The organism is Okeania sp. SIO2F4 (assembly GCF_010672385.1).
Lineage (GTDB): Bacteria > Cyanobacteriota > Cyanobacteriia > Cyanobacteriales > Microcoleaceae > Trichodesmium.
Map to the genome: position 1 here is coordinate 1 of NZ_JAAHGT010001268.1, position 2,030 is coordinate 2,030.

General features: G+C 31.3%; 1 protein-coding gene. It reads right to left on the bottom strand.

What is annotated here, in order from left to right:
* Positions 1-451 precede the first annotated feature (451 nt).
* Positions 452-2,030: DUF6798 domain-containing protein (locus F6K22_RS39555; protein ID WP_293110502.1), on the bottom strand; the 1,579-nt coding region annotated here is incomplete at its 5' end.

The window sequence follows — 2,030 nt, forward strand, 5'->3', positions numbered from 1 at the left end:
TCTAAGAGCTGACCGCTTTTTCACAGCATTCCGCAGAAAATGCTTACTGAATTTTTATCCTTAAAAGGAGAAGTTTTAGACCTTAATTATTCGGCAAGGTAGTGTTTCATGTTGCAAGTTACCGAATAGTCACTTTGTATCTTTAAGTAGATTATTTTTTTGCTTTTCATAGATAAACTTAGAAGCTTTGAATTATTTTTTTTGGATAAATATTGTTTTGAAGGGTATCAAATAAAGATTAATTTGTCAATGCTATAGGAATTATCAGGTTTGAGTGAGGTACAAAATTCTAAGTTTTAGGGAATAAGAAATAGAGAAGTAAGAGCAAAAAAGAATAAAAATAACTTTAGCTAAATAACTTGAAAAAGACTATATCTAGTCCTCTCAATCATTCTGAAAAAAAAGTTTTTGGAATTAGGCAACAGGCAAAAGGTAGCTGATTGCTGATTGCTTACTTATCAATTACTTTGTACATTTGATATAAATTATCGATATAAGTTTTTTCTATTCCTAGACATTTAACAGAATCATCATTTTCAACAATGACGTGAGTTATCCTATATTTATCGATTAAATTCTGCAAAGCCTGACATTTAGCTATACCAGAATTATCATAAAATTGTTGTGCCATTAATAATCTGTCGTGCCATTCAATAACTTCTATATCTTTGTAGGGATGAGATTTGAGATTAATTAAAATCGGCGCACCTGTGGCAATTCTAAAATCAACAAATTTACCTGAAGCATAAGGAACTAAATAACTATCGCCTGGTTGTTTATTTTCTTTGACATATTCCATAATAATTGGTGTATCTTCCTGATTAATAGTTAGTTTCTCCAGTTGCATTCCCACTCCTGAAATAATGAACAGATATATTGCTACGACAGAGAAAATTTCTATCGTTTTTTTGTATTGCTTAATCCAAGGATGATATCTGTCAAAAACAACATCCAAAATAAAAGCCAATATCATACAAGTAGAAATAGGAACTAAAAAAGCTGATACACGCCATGGGGTAAGAAATGCCAAAGTATTGCTGCTAGAAAAAATTTGAACTATTGTCAGAATAGTTGCTGTGGAAAAGGGAAAAAATAAGATAAAAAATAATCTAGTTTTGCGGAGAAGATAGAGAGCGATCGCTACTACTAAAATCTGAATTGGAGCAGCAGGTTCGGTTAACCAAATATCGGGGAAGGAATGATGAGGAATTCTATTAACAAGTAAGCTTTCAGATATTTGAAAAAGTTTGGGAGATGTGGGTTGAAAAGTAATAGTCATATAACTGACTACTGGTAAAACTAAGATGAATGAAAAGATACCTATTAATAATGATTTTTGGAGATTCTTTTCATTTTTATAGGTGGCGATCATATAAGCTAAAGTTAGTAAAGCTGCACTAGGGAGATATGTGGGATGAAAAGTTGCAGCTATTCCTAAAGCTAAGACTGCTAAAAAAGGTTTTTTTCTCAGAAAAGCATGGATAGAAAAGATAATTAATACTCCAAATGTACAAGGTTGAAAATATCCACCAAGAATATATTGCTCTGCTAAACCATAGTGGAGATGTACATGAGTTTTCAAGTCAAAAATTCTGATTTGTAGACAGTGAATAGTCAAGATAAGCAGAAAATAAATTAGCAGCTTCAGTCGGGAAGTATTAATTTTAAAAATCACTGAAGCAATGCCAAGGATACTATAAACATAGATGCCAAAAATCAGGATGTAATAAAAGTAGAAAAAATTTTCATCGAGGTAAGCATAAGTGATTTTAACCAAAAAAGTAAAAGCAGGTAGAGGGTCTAATGTATTAGCTAACCAATCTTTGTTTAAATAACCTAAACTAGCTTTGGATAATCCTTGTAAAAATTTAGTATGTTGATTTGAGGTATATAGGGGGTCTTGAGTATAGGAAATTCCAAAAATTAAGCCTAGGATAAAAATTTGTAAGACGGAAATAATAAATTTTTTTTTGAGTATTTGCTTCATTTTTTCAAGTAAGGAAGAAGGTAGAGGTAAGAGGGAAGAGGGA